Here is a 19,200-nt window from a genome sequence, read left to right on the forward strand (position 1 = left end):
CCCCCACAGTGTGTGATACCAAGTCTAAAACCGGAGCCCAACGCTTGCAGCATGCACCGCGAAACCCATAGTGACCAGAAAGTCAGCGGCGGCCAAACTGCGCGCGTACCATCGGCCGGCCCAGCTGCCACGCCAGCCATAGCAGCAAGGGTATCGCGAGTGCCTTCAACGCCAATCCGACCTGCCAGATCCGCTGAGCACGGTTGATCATCCAGATCGCCATCTCGGCCACTTGTGGCTGCGTCAGTGCATGCTGGCGGGCGGTTTCGAAATCGTCCCAGTGCTGCAGCATCAGCACGCCGGTGGCCAGGGCCCACAAGGCGAGCAGCACGGCGATCACGCGCATGGTCGGCCGCGCCCACGCCTGCCGCAGGATGCAGCCGGCACAGACCACGACGACGATCAGTGCGGCCAGCAGATAGGCGTACTCGCCATGCTGCAGATACTGCACGCAACCGAGCGCGGCAATCAGCAGCAGGACCCACGGGGCGATGGCCCAAGCCGCGAAGCGCCGCGCCGGCGAGGATTCGACACGCACCGTCAGCGGCATCAGGACTTCGCCTTCAGCGTGGCCAGATCGCTCATCACCTGGGCGGAATTCTTTTCCGGGTCGACATCCACATAGACCTTGGCGATCCTTCCCTGCGGGTCGATCAGGAAGGTGGTGCGCTTGGCGTAATGCATGCCCATGTGTTCGGTGAGTACACCGTAGCTGGTGGCTACCGAGCGATCGGCATCGGCCAGCAGCGGGAACGGCACGTGGTATTTCGCGGCGAATTCGGCATGCGATTTCACGTCATCGAGGCTCACCCCGACCACCTCGGCACCGGCCTTGCGCAGCCTGGCGATGTCATCACGGAACGTGCATACCTCGGTGGTGCAACCCGGGGTGAAGTCCTTCGGATAGAAATACAGCACCAGCCAGTGGCCATGGAAATCGGCCGGCGTGTGCCAGTGGCCGTTCTGATCCTGCAGATGGAACGTGGGAGCGGAGTCGCCCACCTGTGGCCCGGCGGCAAAGGCCGAGCTCGCCAGGGTACACAGCAAGGTCAATACGAGCAGACAAGAAAGACGGCGCATGACGAAACTCCAGCAGGGAGAACCAGGGAAGAAATACAAGCTCGGAGTTTACGCGCACAAAAAACGAAAGGCGCCATGCGGCGCCCTTCGTCATCACATCACGTCTGCCGGGAAGCGCTACGGCATCAGCGCGGTTCGATGGTGAACTTGCCTACCGAAACACCCAGGTTGACACCCTCGCCGGTGCCGGCCAGTGCCAGTGAGGTGGTGCCCTTGGTCAGCACCTGCGCGGTCGAGCTCTTGACCACGCCAGCCTCGGCTCCGGCCTGCGCATAGTCGCCATAGACTTCGCGGATACCGTGCACATTGCTGATCTCGCCCTTGCCGTCATTGATCCGGTACTTGCCGGCGGTGATACCGCCACCGACCACGCTGATCTTGACGTTGGCACGCTGACCGTTGTCGCAACGGATGGTGCCGTTGCCTTCGGCATGCTTGTAGATCAGCGACCAGCCCGCCAGGTTGAACCTGAGATGGCATTTCACCGTAGCCTCGTCGGCATGTGCACTGGAAACCGGCAATGCCGTGGCCGCCGTCGCACAGGCCAGCACCAGGGCAGCCATTCCGAAAGTACGTTTGATCATGAGTCATCTCCTTGAATGAAATTCCCGACGCAGACCCGAACGCGCCTTTTCGGCGAATCGGCCCCACTGCGTGGTGGACACAGCGTGTGCATCATGACGTGATAACGGTGTGCAGAGCCATGAGCAGCCGTTCAGGTTTCCGGCCTTGATACTTCGGTAACAGGCGTCCGCGCAGACTGGCGACGGTTCCGCGAAGCCCGTGACGAGCTTGTGGGATGGCGGAAACACTGCCTAGACTCGGCATGACTCTCCGATGCCGGAACGCAGCGAAGGAAAACCATGGTCAAGTATTCACTGGTGGGTTACGACGGCTCCGATGCCTCCCGGCGTGCCTTTCAATTCGCCATCGATCTGGCTCGCTGCAGCGGGAGCCGGGTGCGTGTGGTCTCGGTGTTGCAGGTCACCGAAGGCGGTGCCGATGCCTCCACCCTGATGATGGCCGACTCCGGCACCCAGCGCGTCAAGGAGCTGCTGGATGAACTGACCACGATCGTGCCCGACGCCTCCAGCCTGGTGGATGTCGAGATGACGTATGGCAGTCCGGGTGATGTGCTGCTGGGCCAGATCGATCTGCATGGCGTCGATCACATCGTGATCGGGCATACCGAGCGCGGCGCGCTCGCGCGCTGGCTGCTCGGCTCGGTATCCGGCAATGTGCTGGCGCGCGCCCATGTGCCGGTGACGGTGGTGCGCTGAGCAATCACCGTTGATGACAACACGGCAAGTCGGCGCGCGTTAATCCGCAATCGGTGCAGTAACCGTATCCTGTGGCACCGCGTCACGCGATGGCAGCCTTCGAGGCCGCTGTCCCGCCGCGATGCAAAACAGGATGCCCGCTTGAGCCATTCCAACGCTCTGCCATGGACTCTGGAGAGTCTTGATTTCAACCGTATCGATGTCGCGCGTGTGCGCCACAACGAGGACCTGTTCTTCCTGCTGTGCAGCTCGTCGTTCGTCGAGAGCGGCTCGGATCTGTATACGCAGAACCTGATCGACCATTTCGCCGATGACCAGGAACTGCAGACCTGGCTGCGCCATTACTGGGAGCATGAGGAGCTGCAGCATGGCCGCGCGCTGACCGCTTATGTACGCTGCGTGTGGCCGGAGTTCGACTGGGATCGCGGCTTCAATGCGTTCTGGAACGAGTACGGCGCGGTGTGCACGGCCGAACAGCTCGAACCCTGCCGTGGACTGGAACTGGCCGCGCGCTGCGTGGTGGAGACCGGTACCGCCAGCCTGTACCGCGCACTGCACGAGATCACCGACGAGCCAGTACTGAAACAACTGACCAACCACATCAAGAGCGACGAAGTGCGCCACTACAAGCACTTCTACCAGCACTACCGGTTGTATCGGGAGCGCGAGGGTTTCGGTCGATACAAGGTGTTCCGCGCGATCCTGCGCCGGGTCAAGGAGATCAAGGGCGAGGACAGCGACATCGCGCTGCGTCATGTATTCAACCAGTGCTATCCACAGCACCTGGGCAACGAGACGGAATTTCGCCGTATCAGCGACCGTGCGCAGGGCCTGCTGCGTCGGCATATCCCGGCAGGAATGACGGTGAAGATGCTGTTGAAACCACTGAACCTGCCGAGTTCGCTGCAGAACATGCTGGAAAAGCCCCTGGCGCGCATGAGCGGGAAACTGTTTCTGCACTGAAGCGGCTGCCGACGCATTCCGCACTGGACGTGCAACCGATCCCTGACGATCGCTCCTTCAGTTGCCACCCACAGGCGACGCTGGTGTGCCGTCCTTGTTGTCACGGGCCATGACCTCAACATGGCGTCGTGCTTCCTTCTCGAGCCTGAAACGCGCCATATCCACCGGACGGATCTGCCTGATGGCGCAGGGAAGATAGCCGCGTGTCGTCAGTATCTTGTCGAAGCCCACCGACACTTCGCCGGCAAAGGAGGTAAATCCGATGCTGTTGGTGACGGTCAATCCGCTGCACGGCCAGGTATCCAGCAGGAACGCGCGCGTGGGCCGCGTATAGACCACCAGCTGGGTATCGTCGAGTGGCTCCCATGAGTAGACCGACTCGCCCGCGACCATGCGAAAGCTGTGTACCGGCGCACCGGCAGCGGCCCCGTAGGCGGCCTGCCGCTGCTGCATATCCTGGGCAGACGGCATGCTGGCGCAGGCGGCGAGCAACCCGGCCAGCACGCAGCCGGTCAACAGCAGGCACGCGCTGGACATTACTGCGCGATTCGCCCGGGTGCCCATGTCACTGGTTACCGGCTGGCTCGCGCGGCTGTTCGTCGATCTGGCGCTGGGCCTTCTGCGCGTTCCTCAGACGGGCCACGTCGATCGGGCGGATCTGGGTGATCGTGCAAGGGAAGTAGTTGCGCCCGGTCAGCACGTGATCGAAACGCACTGATACATCGTGGAAGCTGGATGTCAGCCCGACCACGTTCGCAAACGTCAGGTTCGGGCAGTTGTCCACATCGAGCAGCCACGCCTGGTTGGGGCGGACATAGACCGCCAGCTGCTGGTTGCTCAGCGCCTCCCACGAATACAGCGGGCTGAAGAAGTGGAAACTGCGCACGGGTGCACCGGCCGCCGCCGCATACTCCGCCTGACGCTGTGCCTGACGCTGCGCATACGGCACGCTGCTGCAGGCAGCGAGCAATGCGGCGCCGAGCAATCCCGACAAAAGATGAATGGCTTTCATGGCAATAGTCCGGTTGTGAACCAGGTTGTGTGGTTCCGACTGATAACGCACGACTCGACCACCGGCTTACGCCGGGTTACTTCTTTTTTCCCTTGCCGACGCTGGCCCACTTGGTCGGATCGAAGCCGCCGACTTCGTAAACCAGGGTCTGCTTTTTTTCGCCTTCGGCGAAAGTCACATCCATGCCGATCTTCCTTGCCTTCTGCAGCATGGCGATGAAACCCTTGTCATCGACCATCATCAGTGCCGGCTCGCCGGTCGGCGGCGCGAATGCCTTGATGTGGACCGGCTTGCCATCCACCGTGACGGCGAGCGTGCAATTGCCGCGGCAGACGAAACCGGGCTTGCTGCCATACAGGAACGCGCTCTGGCCCCAGCTGGTATGCCGGCGCAGCACCAGCTGCACGCGGTCGGCGCCACCGGAGGGCAGGCTGTTGACGATGGTGGCGGTGGACTGGGTGCCACCGGCCATCGGCGAGACCTGATAAAGCCACAATGCGGCCAGCCGGTTCTTCTCGCTGGCCACGGTGTAGCGCTGCTCGATTTCCGGCAGGGTTTGTTGCACCTCTTTTGCTGCGGCGCTGTCCGGGTAGCGGCTGACGATGTCCTTGCCCATGGTCACTGCCATCTCGTCGTTGTGGATGCGCAGCAGCTGGCGGTAGGTATCGAGGTTGCGTGCCACATCCGCCGATTCGGCCGATGCCTGCGGTGATGCCGTCCCGGACGCCGGTGCCGCACCCTGTTGCGAACAGCCGGGCAGCATCCAGGCGGCGCACAAGGCGATGGCGGCCGTGTGTGAAAGAGAGGGTTTCATCGGCGGTCTACCTGTGGGAACAGGCGGCTAGCTTGGAACGAGCTGCCGCCGTCATGCAACCACCACCGTCCTGTTCTGGCTGACTCCGGCTGGCTGGCTCAGTCCGGCTGGCTGAAGCGGTCGCGCAGCGCGGCACGGTAGCGCCGGCTGCAGGCGATCTTCGCACCGTCGCGCATCAGCAGGCGCGCGTCGCCGGTTTCCAGCGACTCGATCTCGGCGAGATAGTCGAGGTTGATGAAGTAGCCACGATGCACCCGCGCGAAACGTGCAGGATCGAGCCGCTCCTCGAGGGCCGCCATGGTGGTACGCAGCGGATAGTCGCGCCCGCGCACGTGCAGGTTCACGTAATTGCCCGAGGCCTGCAGCCACTCGATCTCGCTGGCATTGACCAGGAACTCCCGGCCCAACTTGCGCACCAGGAAGCGTTCGGGGCGCTCGACCGGCTCCACCGGCGGACCTTCTTCGGGCGCGACCAGCAATCGTGCCTCACCCTGCAGGCGCAGCAGCCACAGCCGGTACAGCGCCAGCATGGCAATGATCGAGAAATAGGTGCGCACATCCTTGAGGTATTCGTAGCCGAAGTTGGACCACCATGGGCCAAAATCGTAGTGCAGGCCTGCGCTGGCATAGGTCAGCTTGCGCAGCACGACCATGCCGCCCACATGGATCAGGCTGAACGGAATGCTGGCCAGCAGATGCAGCGGCAGGCTGCGTCGCCAGGTATCGAAACGGAATGGCCAGCGCTGCTCGACGGCGATCACCCCCGGCAGCAGGGCCAGAAACATCAGCGCGCTACTCCATTCCCACGACCACGGCTGCCATGTCGGCTGTCCGGCATGATCGATCGCCGATGTCACGCTGTTGAACGTCGCGTTCAACACATACATCACCAGCCAGAAACCGACCTCGAACGGTCGTCGCCAGCGCTGGAAGTCCCGGTAATCGAAAGTCGCGTGATTCGTCATGCGGCGATTCTACGGGCAACGCTGCCGATTGCTCCGGGCTTCGTCCCCAGCTGCCCACCGTTCGTCACTATCGCCCGTCCATCAGTCACTTGGCGCTGGAAGGAGGCACAGCAGCGCACCAGCATGGCGGCACTCCCCACCGGAATTTCCGCATGACACGCCGCCACGATATCGATGCCTTGCGCGTACTCGCCTTCGGCCTGCTGATCCTCTATCACACCGGCATGCTGTACGTGGCGCCGGTGGCTGACTGGCAAGGCCTGCCCCTGCACAGCCACTACCTTGCCACGTGGCTGCAGTACCCGATGCTGTTCCTCAACCGCTGGCGGATGGAACTGCTGTTCATGATCTCGGGGCTGGCGGTACATTTCATGCGCGGCAAGACCGGGCTGGGCTGGATAGCGTGGAGACGCACACTGCGCCTGCTGCTTCCGCTGATCTTCGGCATGCTGGTGGTGATCCCGATCCAATCGTACGTGGCGGGGCTGACCGACAACGCGATCGCGCCGGGCTTCGGGGCATTTCTGCTGCACTACTGGACCCACAGCTACAAGGACTACGGACTGACCTGGGCCCACCTGTGGTACCTGCCCTATCTGTGGGTCTACACGATGCTGTTGCTGGCGCTGTTGCCTGCGCTGGAATCACGTCTCGGCCAGCGCCTGCGCGCGGGTTGTCTGCAGCTGCGCGGCGCGAGCCTGCTGGTGCATCCGGTGCTGCCGTTGTTCGCATATGGCGTGCTGCTGTCCTGGCGCTATCCGGAAACGCATGCGCTGGTCGGCGACTGCTACGCGCTGGCGCTCTACGCCACGATGTTTTTCTACGGTTACCTGCTGGGCACCGACAACGGCCTGTGGGCGGAGCTGTCGCGCCTGCGCCACGTCACGCTGGCGGTGATGCTGGCCTGCTTCGTGGGGTACCTTGGCCTCGACCGGTTCGCAGGTCAGTTCATCCATGACCACGCCGCCTTGGTTGTGGCCAAGTTGCTCGCGGTCTGGCTGCGCTACAGCTACACCTGGATCGCGATCACCGCCGTACTCGGTTGGGGTCATGTACTGCTCAACCGCCCGTTTCGCTGGCTGCCGCATGCGCGCGAGGCGGTATACCCGTGGTACGTGCTGCATCAGAGCCTGCTGCTGTTCTTCGCGTGGCAGCTGATGCCGCTGGGGCTGGGTCCGGTCACCGAGCCGGCGCTGATCCTGCTTGGCACGATCGGTGGCTGCGCCTTGCTGCATGAGTTCGCGATTCGTCGCATGAACTGGCTGCGACCGCTGTTCGGACTTGAGATGTTGCACGCACAGCCTCGACTGCTCGCTGCGCCACCACGGCTTGCCGACGACCTCAGCTGAACTCAGAGCTATCGCCCACCATGCTCAGATCCAGGTGCTCGACCCGCAGCACCTGATCCAGCCAGACGTGCCGGCTCCACTCCGGTACGTCCGGGCGTTGCAGTTGCACCGTGGCGTTGATGCCCTCGTGTTCCTCGGCATCACGGAACATCTGCATGTTCGGCTGCGTGCTAACCACACCATCGCAGCTGCTGCCGTCCTTCATGACCAGCACGACATGGCCACGGACCGGCAGCCGGTCAACCAGTGACTCCAGCTGCTGGATGCTTGCTTGATCGGTATAAACGCGTTTCGCGTGCTTGCTCATGGGACACGCCCCGAACCACCCAAGGGTTCAGACGGTAGTTGGCAAAATGGCAACACCGTGTCAATTCACCCGTCTGTCAGCTGAACGGCGAGGCAGGCAATGGCGCTTTGCCGGTGGCATGGGTGGGCCGATAATGGGAAACCTGCAAGGATTCCCGATGTCATCATCCAACACGCCGCCAGCGGATTCGCTGCTGCAGCATCGCGCCTTTGTCGCGTTCTGGTTCGCCCGGATCGCCTCCAGTTTCGGTTTCCAGATGCTGTCGGTGGCGGTCGGCTGGCAGATCTACGCGACCACGGGCCGTGCGTTCGACCTGGGCCTGATCGGGCTGGTGCAGTTCGTGCCCTCGGTCTTGCTGGCGTTGCCAGCCGGCCATGTGGCGGACCAGTTTGATCGCCGACGCATCGTGCTGATCGGGCAGGTCATCGAATGGGTAGCGATCGTGATGCTCACCGGGTTGACCCTGACCGGGCATATCCACGAGATCGGCATCCTCGCACTGGTGCTCGTGATCGGCGTGGCCAAGGCCTTCGAGTTTCCCGCGCTGCAGTCGATGCTCCCCGCGCTGGTGCCGGCGTCGATCCTGCCACGGGCGATGGCGGTGAATGCCTCGGCCGGCCAGGCAGCGATGATCATGGGCCCGGCGCTGGGCGGCCTGCTCTACGTGGCCGGGCCTGGCGTAGTCTATGGGGTGGCTGCCGTGCTGTATCTGGTCGCCGCGACGCTGATGAGCCAGTTGCGTTACGAGCAGGCGCCACCCAGGCGCGAGCCAGCCACGCTGAAGACATTGTTCGCCGGCGTGCATTTCATCCGCGAACGCAAGGACGTGCTGGGCGTGATCTCGCTGGACCTGTTCGCCGTGCTGCTTGGCGGCGCCACCGCGCTGCTGCCGATCTTCGCCAAGGACATTCTGCACACCGGCCCGTGGGGACTCGGCCTGCTGCGCGCGGCGCCGGCGGTAGGCGCGTTGCTGATGTCGGTATGGCTGGCGCGGCACAACATGCAGCGACGGGTCGGCGCGATCATGTTCGCCTCGGTTGCCGGCTTCGGCGTGGCCACCCTGGTATTCGCGATATCGACCACGCTGTGGCTGTCGCTGCTCGCCCTGTTCGCGCTGGGCGCGTTCGACATGGTCAGCATGGTGATCCGCGGCGCACTGGTGCAGCTGGATACACCGGACGACATGCGTGGCCGGGTCAGCGCGGTGAATGCGATCTTCATCAACACGTCCAACCAGCTCGGCGAGTTCGAGTCGGGCATGCTGGCGGCGTGGCTGGGCGCGGTGAACGCCACGGTGCTTGGCGGCATCGGCACGTTGCTGGTGGTCGGACTGTGGATGGCCATGTTCCCCACTCTGCGCCGGCGCCAGCGACTACATGTCGAATCCCCTGCGCCACAGGCGGCAACAGATACGCTTTGATCCTGGTTCCCCGTCGGACACTGACCTGGGTGCCTGTGCCGAACCCGGATCTCATGGAGCCGCAACGTGATCACCACCTCGCCGACCGAATTCCTCGAAGCCTTCGCCACGCTGGCACCATTGCCGAATGCCGCAGCCACCGCGCGTGCGGCGTACCTGGTCGCACCCGCCGAGTTCACGCTGGCGGAGGAGTCGGCGCGCGACAACCGCTACATGGACATGAACCTCGCGGTCGATCCATTGAAGGCGCTGGCCCAGCACAGCGCGTTGGCGCAGGCCTTGCGCGCCGATCTTCCGGTAATCACGTTTCCCGGCAATCCGGCCACGCCGGACGCGGTGTTTCCGAACAATGTCTTCGCCACCGCACCAGGCCGATTGATCATAGGCCGCATGCGTCATGCAGTGCGCCAGCGAGAGGCCGAGCGTCACGATATCCGCGAGTTCTTCGGCGACGTTCTGGGTTACGACGAGATCGACCTGTCCGGCTGCGATGACCTGGTCGCCGAACTGACCGGCTCGCTGATCATCGACCACGCGCGCGGGATCGGCTATTGCGGCCTCAGCGAACGCTGCGACATGGCTGGCGCACAGGCGATGCACAAGGCGTTCGACCTGCGCCTGACGTTCTGCTTCGAACTGGCCGAATCCGAATACCACACCAATGTGGTACTGGCCCTGCTGGCCAGCCGCGCCGCAATCATCGCCACCGACGGTTTCCGCGATCAGGCGGTGCCGCAGGCCATCGCCAGGGCTTACGGCGATCGCGCGATCTGGCTGACCCCGACGCAGAAGCTGGCGTTCGCCGCCAATGCGATCACCTTGTCCGACCGGCGCATATGGATGAGCGCCCGTGCCGCCGGTGCGCTCACCGACGATCAGCGCGAGACACTGACTGATTGCGGTTTTGCTCTCGGCGCGGTGGACCTGAGCGAGATCGAGAAGGCCGGTGGCAGTCTGCGTTGCTGTGTGGGTGAGGTTTACTGATACCGTCACGGCATCGCCATCGGCACCAACGCGGCCTGCGTGCGATGGCTCGCGATCTTGTCTCGCAAGAACCATCGCACAGGGTGCGCTCCCGCATACCCACATCGTCGGAGCACAGCATGATTGTTGTCCACCATCTGAACAACTCGCGCTCGCAGCGCATCCTGTGGCTGCTGGAAGAACTCGGTGTGCCGTACGAGATCAAGCGTTACCAGCGCGACCCGAAAACCATGCTGGCGCCACCGGAACTGCGCGCCGTGCATCCGCTGGGCAAGTCGCCGGTGATCACCGATGGCGAGCTCACCCTGGCCGAATCCGGCGCGATCATCGAATACCTCGCCGATGGCTACGGTGCCGGTACGCTGATTCCCGCGCACGGCACACCGGAGCGGCTGCGCTGCAACTACTGGCTGCATTACGCCGAGGGTTCGGCGATGCCACCGCTGCTGCTCAAACTGGTGTTTCGTCGCGTTGAAACCACGCCAGTGCCGTTTTTCGTCAAACCCGTCGCCAAGGGCATTGCGCACAAGGTGCAGGACAGCTTCATCAATCCGCAACTGAAGCTGCACCTAGATTATCTGGAAGGCGAACTGGGCAAGAGCGAATGGTTTGCCGGCAACACGTTCAGCGCGGCCGACATCCAGCTGAGCTTTCCACTGGAAGCCTTCGCGGCCCGCGGCGGACTGGATGCCAGTTACCCGCGACTGACCGCCTTCCTGCAGCATATCCATGCGCGACCGGCGTACCAGCGCGCGCTGCAGCACGGTGGCGAGTACAGCCTCGGCGGATGATCCGCACCACCCGCTGAATGAACGAACCACTGCATGCGCCCACGCTGTCCACGCGCTGCTCACGGCACTGCTGGCAATCTGCGATTCCAGATACCGAAGGAGCAAGCAGATGCGCAACCGCGATATCGAGCGCCAGATCCGTGATGCCGGCGAACATGCCGGTGAACGTGTACGCCAGTACGCTGATGGTGCCGCGGGCACTGCACAAAGCCTGTTCGATCGTGGCCGCAGCCTCGGCGAGCGCTTCGGCAGGCGTGGCAACCGCTACGGCCAGCGACTGACCAACGCCGCCGAGGATTTCGCCGACGAGGCGAACTATCACTACCGCCGCCTGCGCCGCCAGGTGAATCGTCATCCGGCTGCCACCGTGGCGATCGTCGCGGGAACGATCGGTGCGTTCCTGTTGCTGCGTCGCGCATTCCGCAGCAGCGACGAGGAATAGCCGGCCTCGGCCTGATCCGCTCTGGACGAATGGACCCGGCCATTGACCGGAATCCGCCACGGCGGGCTCCTTGTTTGGACTTCCGTATTTCCTGCAACTCCGGCCTCCCCTGATCCTGCCGTCACGTACGACACCGGTCAGGTGAACCACTGCTAAGCTGGGTGCTTGCACTCATCCTTGGCAGCCTCATGCCCTCGAAAGACATCGCATTCCATCATCCGGTTGCGTTCTGGCTGGGCTGCGCCGCAGTGGTCGCCGGCGTGCTCGCGCATCTGCCGATGCTGGCGATGGCCGCACCGATGCATTACCACCTCGCCGGCATGCCGATGGACAACATGATGCGGATCGGCATGGTGCTGGTGCCGCTCGGGGTGCTGCTGGCAGGCTACGGACTGATGCCGCGGATGGCGCTGATGCGGCGAACCCTGCACGCCGACCGCAGCCCGCTGCCTTTCCATGTCGCCGACAGTGTGCCACTCAATCATGAGCACTGGAAACTGGTGGCAGTGCTGACCATTGCGCTGGCAGTGGACGTGATGAAGCCGGCCACGATCGGTTTCGTGATGCCAGGCATGTCGGCCGAATACGGCATCACCGCCTCGACCGCCGGATGGCTGGCGCTGTCGGCGCTGACCGGCACCGCGGTCGGCTCGATCGTGTGGGGTCGGCTGGGTGACCTGTTCGGCCGTCGCTCGACGATTCTGCTGTCGGCACTGATGTTCATGGGCACCTCGATCTGCGGCGCGATGCCGGCGTTCGGCTGGAACCTGCTGATGTGTTTCATGATGGGTGCCGCCGCCGGCGGCATGCTGCCGATCACCTTCACCCTGATGGCCGAGATGATTCCCACGGCGCACCGTGGCTGGCTGCTGGTGGCGCTTGGCGGCATCGGCACGTCGGCCGGTTACCTGCTGGCCTCGGGCGCGGCGACGCTGTTCGAGCCGAGCTACAGCTGGCGCGCGCTCTGGCTGCTCAACTTGCCTACTGGCGCGCTGATCGTCCTGCTCAACCGTTACATTCCCGAATCGCCACGCTTCCTTGCACTGGAAGGTCTCGAGGACCAGGCGCTTGCAGTGCTGCGGAAATTCTCTGGCGGCATTGCACCGGTCATTTCGGATGCACGGCACGCGCTGGAAGACACGCGGCTTGAGCCGCAGGGAGCAGCGAGGATAAGCCTGCCTGACCTGCTGCGCGGCCGCCATGCATCCATCACCTGGGGCTTGATGCTCTGCGCGATTGCCTGGGGACTGGTGAACTTCGGCTTCCTGCTGTGGCTTCCCGGCAACCTCGGCAAACTGGGCATCGATGCCCATGGCAGCAGCGCGCTGCTGGCACGTTCCGCGATACTCGCACTGCCCGGCGTCGGCGTGGTGGTGGGGCTTTACCAGCGCTGGAGCAGCATACGCACGCTGGTGCTTTTCATCGGATTGACTGCGCTGGCCCTGCTGTTCTTTTTCGCGATCGATCTGGCCGACATGCACTCCGCCTCCATCACCACAGTGGGTACCGTGGCGCTGCTGCTGAGCGTCAGCGGCGTGATCGCCACCCTGATCCCATATGCAGCGGAAATCTATCCCGTGCATCTGCGCAGCACGGGCGCCGGCCTGATCGCCGGAAGCTCGAAGTTCGGTGGCATCCTGGGGGCCGTGCTGGGCGTGCTTGGCCTGTTTGGCCATTTCATGCTGTCAGCCCTGCTGATCGCGCTGCCGATGGCCGCGGCGGCCTGGATGCTTGCGCGCGGCGGCATCGAGACGCGCGGCCACGGGTTGGAGGCGATCCAGGACGCGTTGTCCGAATAATCCTTGCCGCACGCAGCCGCCGTGTCCGGCTACCGACTTCACGAGAAGTCGGACGACCGGACAGGACAGCAGATGCCTAGCGCTCGATATGCCTCATCGCCACGATGCTGACCGCGACCCGACGATTCGGTGCCAGGCATGCACGCAGCCGGCTACCCGACAGATCCGGACACGCTACCAGCGGGTCGGCAGCACCACGGCCCTCGGTGGTGATCATCGCATCCGAGACACCATGCGCGACCAGATAACTGCGGACGGCCTCGGCGCGTCTGCGCGACAAGGTGTCGTTGTAGCCATCGCTACCGATGCGGTCGGTATAACCGATCAGATGCACGGCACGGACATCCCTGATCCGCTGCAGCCGCGCCACCAGCCGGTCGAGCTGGTCACGTCCTTCGTCACTGATACTGGCGATATCGGACTTGCCGAACGCAAACACGGCATCGGCCGAAAGATTCATCCGGCTCGTTTCCATTTCCGGAGCCGGTGCCGGCTCCGCCCGCCATGGCTGCGCTGGAGCGGAGGGTTCCATGACCCAACCTCTGGGGCCACAGCAAGCCACCAGCAACAGGGCTGTCGCACTGACGACGACCAGCGCGCAGTGACGCATGATCTTTTGCATGGCCTGTACCCTCGGACTCGTGATTTTGCCGGCATTCCTTCCCTGTACCGAGATGGCCTCCAGCCACACGCCAGCGTAGTCACGCGTTCGTGAATGGACGGGCAAAATCCAGGCAAAAAACCACCCTGCCGGACAAAGAAAACCCGCCGGTCAGCGGGTCTTCAGAAAGCTCACACGGTCAGCGGATTGGGCTTGTCCTGATCGAGCTTGTATTCCTTGATCGCGCGACTGACGTCCTTGGCGTTGACCTTGCCGTCCTTCGCCAGTGCAGCCAGTGCGGCATGCGCGATCCAGTAACGATCGACCTCGAAGAACTCGCGCAGATGCGCACGCGTGTCCGACCGGCCGAAGCCATCGGTGCCGAGCACGGTGTAACGCATGCCATCGGGCATGAACGCGCGGATCTGGTCGGCGAATTCACGCACGTAGTCGGTGGCGGCGATCGCCGGACCCTGACGACCGTCGAGCAGGCCGGTGACATACGGCACGCGCTGCTCGGCTTCCGGGTGCAGACGATTCCAGCGCTCGGCATCGAAGCCATCGCGGCGCAGTTCGATGAAACTGGGGCACGACCAGATGTCGGACTTCACGCCGAAGTCCTTCTCCAGCAGTTCGGCCGCTGCAATCACCTCGCGCAGGATGGTGCCCGAGCCGAGCAGTTGCACGCGCGGCTCGCCCTTCTTCGGCTTGCCACCGTCCTTGAACAGATACATGCCCTTGATGATGCCTTCTTCGCTGCCCACGGGCAGGTCGGGATGGCTGTAGTTCTCGTTCATCACGGTGATGTAGTAGTAGATGTCCTCCTGCTCCTGCATCATCCGGCGCGTGCCGTCCTGCAGGACCACCGCGACCTCGTACGAGAACGTCGGGTCATACGACTTCACGTTCGGGATCGCGCCGGACATCAGGTGCGAATGACCGTCCTCGTGCTGCAGACCCTCGCCATTGAGCGTGGTGCGACCGGCGGTGCCGCCGATCAGGAAGCCGCGCGAACGCATGTCGCCGGCCGCCCAGCACAAGTCGCCGATGCGCTGGAAGCCGAACATCGAGTAGTAGATGAAGAACGGCAGCATCGCCTGGTTGCTGATCGAATAGCTGGTCGCCGCGGCCATCCACGAGGCCATGCCGCCGGCCTCGCTGATGCCCTGCTGCAGCACCTGGCCCTTCTGGTCTTCGCGGTAGTACAGCAGCTGGTCGGAATCCTGCGGCTTGTACTTCTGGCCGAACGGCGCATAGATGCCGATCTGGCGGAACATGCCTTCCATGCCGAACGTGCGCGCCTCGTCGGCGACGATCGGCACGACGCGCTCGCCCAGCTGCTTGTCGCGCAGCAGCAGGTTGATGCCACGCACCAGCGCCATCGTGGTGGAGATCTCGCGCTCGCCGGTGCCCTTGGTGATCTGCTCGAACGCAGCCAGCTCCGGCGCCTTCAGCTTCGCCTCGGCCGTGCGCCGGCGCTGCGGCAGGAAGCCGCCGAGCGCCTTGCGACGATCCAGCATGTACTGCACTTCCGGCGAGTCCTTGCCCGGATGGTAGTACGGCACGTCCTTGAGCTTGTCGTCGCTGATCGGGATCTGGAAACGGTCGCGGAAGTGGCGCACCGCCTCCTCGTCCAGCTTCTTCTGCTGGTGGGTCGGGTTCTGCGACTCGCCGGCCGCGCCCATGCCGTAACCCTTCACCGTCTTGGCGAGGATCACCGTCGGCATGCCCTTGGTATTCGTCGCCGCGTGGTATGCCGCATAGACCTTGTGCGGATCATGGCCGCCGCGGTTCAGCCGCCAGATGTCGTCGTCGCTCAAGTTGGCGACCATCTCGCGCGTCTCCGGATACTTGCCGAAGAAATGCTCGCGCGTATACGCGCCGCCGAACGCCTTGCACGCCTGGTATTCGCCGTCGACGGTTTCCATCATCAGCTTGCGCAGCACGCCCTTGGTGTCGCGCGCCAGGAGTGGATCCCAGTAGCTGCCCCAGACCAGCTTCAGCGCGTTCCAGCCGGCGCCACGGAACACGCCTTCCAGCTCCTGGATGATCTTGCCGTTGCCGCGCACCGGGCCGTCGAGACGCTGCAGGTTGCAGTTGATCACGAAGATCAGGTTGTCCAGGCCTTCGCGACCGGCCAGCGAGATCGCACCGAGCGACTCCGGCTCGTCGGTCTCGCCGTCGCCGAGGAAGCACCAGATCTTGCGGTCGCTCTTTGGCACCAGGCCGCGGTGTTCCAGATACTTGAAGAACTGCGCCTGGTAGATCGCCTGGATCGGGCCCAGACCCATCGACACCGTCGGCACCTGCCAGTAGTCCGGCATCAACCACGGATGTGGATACGACGACAGCGCGCGCCCCTTGCCGACCACTTCCATGCGGAACAGGTCGAGCTGATCCTCGGCCAGACGACCTTCGAGGAACGAGCGCGCATAGATACCCGGGCTGGAGTGGCCCTGATGGAACACCAGGTCGCCCGGGTGGTCGGCACTCGGCGCGCGCCAGAAATGGTTGAAGCCGACGTCGTACAGCGTCGCGCTCGAAGCGAAGCTGGCGATATGACCACCCAGTTCGCCCGGCTTGCGATTCGCACGCACCACCATCGCCATCGCGTTCCAGCGGATCAGCGTGCGGATGCGCCATTCCATGGCGGCATCGCCGGACATCTTCGCCTCATTGCCGGGCGCGATGGTGTTGACGTATTCGGTGGTCGGGTCGAACGGCAAGTAGCCGCCGGAGCGACGTGTGGTATCCACCATCCGTTCCAGCAGGAAGTGCGCGCGTTCGGTGCCATCGTGCTGGATCACCGCATCGAGCGAATCGACCCACTCGCGGGTTTCGGTGGGGTCGATGTCCTGGTTGAGGATATCGTCGAGCTGATCCATTGAAGATTCTCCGCGGCGCCGTTGCGGCGCCAAGCTTGAGGGGACTCCCACCGTCGGGGAAGCGGCAGGGCAACACCTGAGTTTAGCCGTCGTGGCTCATGAGCGCCAAATGGATGCCCATTCGCAGGCGCACGGAAGGCATGCCGGACTCCTCGCGAGAGCCCGGCGATGCCTGTCAGCTGCGGCGCTCGCCCTGCATGGCGCGAATCTGCGCGTCCACCGCGACGATCGCGGTCATGTTGACCACCCGGCGCGCCGTCGAAGCCGGCGTGAGGATGTGCGCCGGCTTGTCCAGACCCATCAGGATCGGCCCGATCGCCACGCCATCGGTCATCACCCGCACCATGTTATAGGTGATGTTGGCCGCATCGAGATTCGGCAGCACGTACAGATTGGCGCGACCGCTCAGCGTGGTGCTGGGGAACATGCGCTGACGCAGCGCCTCGTCCCACGCAGTATCGGCCTGCATTTCACCGTCCATCTCCAGCTTCGGCATGCGCGACTTCAGGATCTGCCACACCTGGCGCATCTTCGCTGCACTGGGGTTGTCATGGCTGCCGTAGTTGGAGTGCGACAGCAGGGCCACCTTCGGCTCGATGCCGAACAGCTTCAGGCGATAGCTGGCCTGCAATGTGGCCTCGGCGATCTGCTCGGCGCTGGGATCGACCTGCACATGGGTGTCGAGGAAGAACCAGGCACCCTTGTCGTTGATCACGCCGGTCATCGCCGAGGTGCACTGCACGCCCGGATCGAGACCGAACACGCTGCGCAGGTAGCCGAGTTTCTTGTGGAAACGGCCGACCAGACCGCAGATCATTCCATCCGCCTCGCCGCGCTCGACCATCAGCGCCGAGATCAGCGTGGGCCGCGAACGCAGCAGGTTCTTCGCCGCTGCCGGCGACACGCCGCGACGCTCGGTCAGCGCGTGGTACTGCTGCCAGTACTCGTTGAAGCGCGGGTCGTTGTCGATATTGGTCAGCTCGAAGTCGACGCCGGCACGCATGCGCAGGCCAAGCCGCTGGATGCGCGTCTCGATCACATCCGGACGGCCGATCAGGATCGGGAACGCCAGCTTCTCGTCGATCACCGTCTGCACCGCGCGCAACACGGTTTCTTCCTCACCCTCGGCGTAGACCACGCGCTTGCGGTCGGCACGGGCACGCTCGTACACCGGCTTCATCAGCAGACCGGTGCGATAGATGAACTGACCGAGTTTCTCCTTGTACGCCTCCATGTCGGTGATCGGACGCGTGGCCACGCCGGAATCCATCGCGGCCTGCGCCACTGCCGGTGCCAGCATCACCAGCAGGCGCGGATCGAAGGGACGCGGAATCAGGTAATCGGCACCGAAGGTCGGCACATCGCCGCCGTAGGCACTGGCCAGATCATCGGCCTCCATCCGCGCCAACTCGGCGATGGCGCGCACGCAAGCGGTCTTCATCGCCTCGTTGATGCCGGTCGCACCTACATCCAGCGCGCCACGGAAGATGTAGGGGAAGCACAGCGCGTTGTTGACCTGGTTCGGATAGTCCGAACGGCCGGTGGCGATGATGCAGTCCGGGCGCACCTTTTGCGCGTCCTCGGGCGAGATCTCAGGATTCGGATTGGCCAGCGCGAGGATGATCGGCCTGGCCGCCATCGTGGCGACCATCTCCGGCTTCAGTACGCCGCCGGCGGACAGGCCGAGGAAGATGTCGGTGCCCTCGACGATCTCGGCCAGCGTGCGCTTGGTGGTGTCGCGCGCGTAACGCTGCTTGTCCGGATCCATCTGGTCGCGGCCGGTATAAAGCACGCCCTCGCGATCGTAGGCGAGGATGTGTTCCGGCTTCAGCCCCAGCGCCACCAGCATGTCGAGGCAGGCAATGCCGGCGGCGCCAGCGCCGGCCGTGGCCAGCTTCACGTCCTCGATCTTCTTGCCTACCACTTCCAGCGCATTGACCACAGCGGCACCGACGATGATCGCGGTGCCATGCTGGTCATCGTGGAATACCGGGATCTTCATCCGCTCGCGCAGCTTGCGCTCGACGATGAAGCACTCCGGCGCCTTGATGTCTTCGAGATTGATGCCGCCGAAGGTCGGCTCCATCGCCGCGATGATGTCGACCAGCTTGTCCGGATCGCGCTCGTTCAACTCGATGTCGAACACGTCGATGCCGGCGAATTTCTGGAACAGCACGCCCTTGCCTTCCATCACCGGCTTGCCGGCCAACGGACCGATGTCGCCCAAGCCCAGCACCGCCGTGCCGTTGGTGATCACCCCCACCAGGTTGCCGCGCGCAGTCATCTCGCTGGCCGCGTTGGGATCCGCGACGATCGCCTCGCAGGCATAGGCCACACCCGGCGAATAGGCCAGGGCGAGATCGCGCTGGGTCACCATCGGCTTGGTCGCGGTGACCTTGATCTTGCCGGGGCGGGAGTGGCGGTGGTATTCGAGCGCAGCTAGGCGAAGGTCTTCTGGGGTTTCCATGGGATCGCTGGAAATGGGGGGAGGGATGGCCACGGCGGGCG

General features: G+C 63.9%; 19 protein-coding genes. 8 read left to right on the plus strand and 11 right to left on the minus strand.

Going from position 1 to position 19,200, the window contains the following annotated elements; genetic code table 11:
- Positions 1–82: 82 nt before the first annotated feature.
- The 3 genes from B0E50_RS00830 to B0E50_RS00840 form a co-directional block, all read right to left on the minus strand.
- The gene (locus B0E50_RS00830) at positions 83–550 is read right to left on the minus strand and encodes a hypothetical protein (RefSeq protein WP_077439179.1); all 468 of its coding nucleotides are present in this window, start codon (positions 548–550) and stop codon (positions 83–85) included.
- Positions 550–1,080 (minus strand): peroxiredoxin, encoded by a 531-nt coding sequence (locus B0E50_RS00835; protein WP_077439180.1) that lies wholly within the window; start codon positions 1,078–1,080, stop codon positions 550–552. The genes B0E50_RS00830 and B0E50_RS00835 overlap by 1 nt, the downstream gene beginning before the upstream one ends.
- A gap of 125 nt (positions 1,081–1,205) precedes the next feature.
- Entirely contained in the window at positions 1,206–1,664 is a 459-nt protein-coding gene (locus B0E50_RS00840) for a hypothetical protein (protein ID WP_077439181.1), read from the minus strand.
- 279 nt (positions 1,665–1,943) lie between these two features.
- Here B0E50_RS00840 and B0E50_RS00845 point away from each other — a divergent pair, with 279 nt between their 5' ends.
- Together B0E50_RS00845 and B0E50_RS00850 are read left to right on the plus strand one after the other, a co-directional pair.
- Complete coding sequence (locus B0E50_RS00845) at positions 1,944–2,360, plus strand: universal stress protein (RefSeq protein ID WP_077439182.1); 417 nt, start codon at positions 1,944–1,946, stop codon at positions 2,358–2,360.
- 141 nt (positions 2,361–2,501) lie between these two features.
- Positions 2,502–3,323: a ferritin-like domain-containing protein gene (locus tag B0E50_RS00850; protein WP_077439183.1), complete on the plus strand. Its 822-nt coding sequence runs from the start codon at positions 2,502–2,504 to the stop codon at positions 3,321–3,323.
- A 57-nt stretch (positions 3,324–3,380) separates the two neighbouring features.
- On the opposite strand, the gene B0E50_RS00855 is transcribed toward B0E50_RS00850, so the two are convergent.
- From B0E50_RS00855 to B0E50_RS00870, 4 genes are all read right to left on the minus strand, one after another.
- Positions 3,381–3,860 (minus strand): DUF6491 family protein, encoded by a 480-nt coding sequence (locus tag B0E50_RS00855; protein WP_077439184.1) that lies wholly within the window; start codon positions 3,858–3,860, stop codon positions 3,381–3,383.
- A 28-nt stretch (positions 3,861–3,888) separates the two neighbouring features.
- The gene (locus tag B0E50_RS00860) at positions 3,889–4,335 is read right to left on the minus strand and encodes a DUF6491 family protein (RefSeq protein ID WP_077439185.1); all 447 of its coding nucleotides are present in this window, start codon (positions 4,333–4,335) and stop codon (positions 3,889–3,891) included.
- 76 nt (positions 4,336–4,411) lie between these two features.
- Positions 4,412–5,149 (minus strand): hypothetical protein, encoded by a 738-nt coding sequence (locus tag B0E50_RS00865; RefSeq protein ID WP_077439186.1) that lies wholly within the window; start codon positions 5,147–5,149, stop codon positions 4,412–4,414.
- Between the two features lie 98 nt (positions 5,150–5,247).
- A complete protein-coding gene (locus tag B0E50_RS00870) occupies positions 5,248–6,114 on the minus strand; it encodes a LytTR family DNA-binding domain-containing protein (RefSeq protein ID WP_077439187.1) in 867 nt (288 codons plus the stop codon).
- A 152-nt stretch (positions 6,115–6,266) separates the two neighbouring features.
- On the opposite strand from B0E50_RS00870, the gene B0E50_RS00875 reads away from it, so the two are divergent.
- Positions 6,267–7,463, plus strand: coding sequence for an acyltransferase family protein (locus B0E50_RS00875; RefSeq protein ID WP_077439188.1), 1,197 nt, complete (start codon positions 6,267–6,269; stop codon positions 7,461–7,463).
- On the opposite strand, the gene B0E50_RS00880 is transcribed toward B0E50_RS00875, so the two are convergent.
- Positions 7,456–7,770 carry a DUF3247 family protein gene (locus B0E50_RS00880; protein WP_077439189.1) on the minus strand — a complete coding sequence of 105 codons (315 nt, stop codon included), beginning with the start codon at positions 7,768–7,770 and terminating at the stop codon, positions 7,456–7,458. The genes B0E50_RS00875 and B0E50_RS00880 overlap by 8 nt on opposite strands.
- 157 nt (positions 7,771–7,927) lie before the next feature.
- Between B0E50_RS00880 and B0E50_RS00885 the strand changes: the two genes are divergently transcribed.
- From B0E50_RS00885 to B0E50_RS00905, 5 genes are all read left to right on the plus strand, one after another.
- Positions 7,928–9,190 (plus strand): MFS transporter, encoded by a 1,263-nt coding sequence (locus B0E50_RS00885; RefSeq protein ID WP_077439190.1) that lies wholly within the window; start codon positions 7,928–7,930, stop codon positions 9,188–9,190.
- Between the two features lie 66 nt (positions 9,191–9,256).
- Complete coding sequence (locus tag B0E50_RS00890) at positions 9,257–10,174, plus strand: arginine deiminase-related protein (RefSeq protein ID WP_077439191.1); 918 nt, start codon at positions 9,257–9,259, stop codon at positions 10,172–10,174.
- 119 nt (positions 10,175–10,293) lie between these two features.
- Complete coding sequence (locus B0E50_RS00895; RefSeq protein ID WP_077439192.1) at positions 10,294–10,965, plus strand: glutathione S-transferase; 672 nt, start codon at positions 10,294–10,296, stop codon at positions 10,963–10,965.
- Between the two features lie 109 nt (positions 10,966–11,074).
- Positions 11,075–11,407, plus strand: a complete 333-nt coding sequence (locus B0E50_RS00900) for a hypothetical protein (protein ID WP_077439193.1) — start codon at positions 11,075–11,077, stop codon at positions 11,405–11,407.
- A gap of 188 nt (positions 11,408–11,595) precedes the next feature.
- Positions 11,596–13,206 carry an MFS transporter gene (locus B0E50_RS00905; protein ID WP_077439194.1) on the plus strand — a complete coding sequence of 537 codons (1,611 nt, stop codon included), beginning with the start codon at positions 11,596–11,598 and terminating at the stop codon, positions 13,204–13,206.
- A gap of 76 nt (positions 13,207–13,282) precedes the next feature.
- Here the strand turns inward: B0E50_RS00905 and B0E50_RS00910 are convergent, their stop codons facing one another.
- From B0E50_RS00910 to B0E50_RS00920, 3 genes are all read right to left on the minus strand, one after another.
- Positions 13,283–13,666, minus strand: a complete 384-nt coding sequence (locus tag B0E50_RS00910; RefSeq protein WP_168170765.1) for an OmpA family protein — start codon at positions 13,664–13,666, stop codon at positions 13,283–13,285.
- Positions 13,667–13,998: 332 nt separating this feature from the next.
- Positions 13,999–16,692, minus strand: a complete 2,694-nt coding sequence (gene aceE / locus B0E50_RS00915; protein ID WP_077439196.1) for a pyruvate dehydrogenase (acetyl-transferring), homodimeric type — start codon at positions 16,690–16,692, stop codon at positions 13,999–14,001.
- 175 nt (positions 16,693–16,867) lie between these two features.
- Complete coding sequence (locus B0E50_RS00920) at positions 16,868–19,159, minus strand: NADP-dependent malic enzyme (RefSeq protein ID WP_077439197.1); 2,292 nt, start codon at positions 19,157–19,159, stop codon at positions 16,868–16,870.
- Between the last annotated feature and the right edge of the window lie 41 nt (positions 19,160–19,200).

This window comes from Rhodanobacter sp. C01 (genome assembly GCF_002001045.1).
In the GTDB taxonomy this organism is placed as follows: Bacteria; Pseudomonadota; Gammaproteobacteria; order Xanthomonadales; family Rhodanobacteraceae; genus Rhodanobacter.